We start from the raw sequence: 1,350 nt of genomic DNA on the forward strand, positions 1-1,350 counted from the left end.
GTTAGCAAGCTGTATACACAGCGTATTGAGCGTGAACATCTGACACTGCGTAACCGATTGCAACGGCTCAATCGCAAGACGCTCGGATATTCAAAATCATCCGAAATGCACGATAGGATCATCGGTACTTACATCGAACGCGAGTACTACGTTTGATTCTACATCAACTCATTGAATAAACGACCGATTTATTCAACCACGGCGCCACCATCAATTTTAAAGATGATGGTGACCTGCAAATCTTTACCCGGTTTTCCCGCTTCGTAACGCCATTTACGCATTGCCTGACGAATATCGCGTTCAAACATATTGCGCGGCTGTGCGTTCAGCACGCGGATATTGTCTACTCGCCCTTCACTATCCACGTCAAACTGAAGCGTTGCCCTGCCTTCCACGCGCAGCGCAAACGCGCGTGCTGGATACTGCGGTTGCACGCGGCTCAACGGGCGCGGTCCTGACGACTGCGCCGAGGCAGACGGTGCCGGAGCTTGACGTACAGGCGCATTGTCACGGGTTTTGCTGGCATCCTCTGAGGTAAACGGCGAGGGTTGCTGTTTCTCATCAGCCTTCTCTTGCGTCTTCTTCGGTTGCTCGACCTTTTTCTTCACCGGCTCCGTTTTCGGTTTCGGATTAGGTTTCGGTTCTGGCTTTGGTTCAGGCAACGGGATCGCGACAGGCTGCGGCAAAGGTTCCTGCTCTGGCTCAGGTTGTTTCACTGCTTCGACCTGTGGTTCTGGCTCCGGCTCAGGCTGTGCAGCCTGCGGTGCGGATGCCGCTTCCGTCGCCGCAGGTTCGACCATCACGACGCTGATCGGATTCGTCGCCTGAGGAAGTTCAAGTGCTTCATTAAACGATGCGTATAACAATACGGCGATTAATCCACCATGAGCGCCAACAGAAAGTAAAAAAGACCATGATTGGCGGCGGATTCCTAATAAAGTTTTTTGCGGCATAATTTTTCGTTGTCCTCTTAGCTGCCCAAGTTTAAATGCAAATAGCAATCATATTCAATAAGAACCCGATAGTTTGTTAAAAAAACCACGGGCAGAGTATGATGGTGTTTTCACGCTATTCCCTTGAGGATTATCAAGATGTTGTACATCATTTTTGCTCAGGACGTTCTTGGTTCATTGTCAAATCGTCTGGCTGCACGCCCTGCCCATGGCTTTGTTGAATAAATCAGAACTTGTAACGACTGCGCCCCATACTGGTCGATTGTTACGTGATGCGAATACTGTTCGGCATTCCTAATAGCGTGATCCGGTTAAGCGCTTTGACCATGGACATGGCTTCACCCACCTGAGCATCGTAGTCTCTCAGACTTAGATGACCACCCAGAAGCCTTTTGAA

Annotated in this window: 2 protein-coding genes and 1 pseudogene; 1 reads left to right on the forward strand and 2 read right to left on the reverse strand. The window is 50.0% G+C overall.

Going from position 1 to position 1,350, the window contains the following annotated elements; translation table 11 throughout:
• The coding region (locus tag QZ506_RS04390) for an IS1 family transposase (protein WP_291969340.1) at positions 1 to 156 on the forward strand (156 nt) is incomplete at its 5' end.
• Positions 157 to 188: 32 nt separating this feature from the next.
• Here the strand turns inward: QZ506_RS04390 and tonB are convergent.
• Both tonB and QZ506_RS04400 read right to left on the reverse strand, forming a co-directional pair.
• Positions 189 to 953 (reverse strand): TonB system transport protein TonB, encoded by a 765-nt coding sequence (tonB, locus tag QZ506_RS04395; protein WP_291969338.1) that lies wholly within the window; start codon positions 951 to 953, stop codon positions 189 to 191.
• Positions 954 to 1,218: 265 nt separating this feature from the next.
• A pseudogene (locus QZ506_RS04400) lies at positions 1,219 to 1,350 on the reverse strand (IS5/IS1182 family transposase); the annotation flags it as partial.

The organism is Candidatus Symbiopectobacterium sp. (assembly GCF_020054415.1).
GTDB lineage: Bacteria > Pseudomonadota > Gammaproteobacteria > Enterobacterales > Enterobacteriaceae > Symbiopectobacterium.

Coding starts and splice junctions, on each gene's coding strand:
- tonB (WP_291969338.1), bottom strand. CDS start 953: ATGCCGCAAAAAACTTTATTAGGAATCCGCCGCCAATCATGGTCTTTT.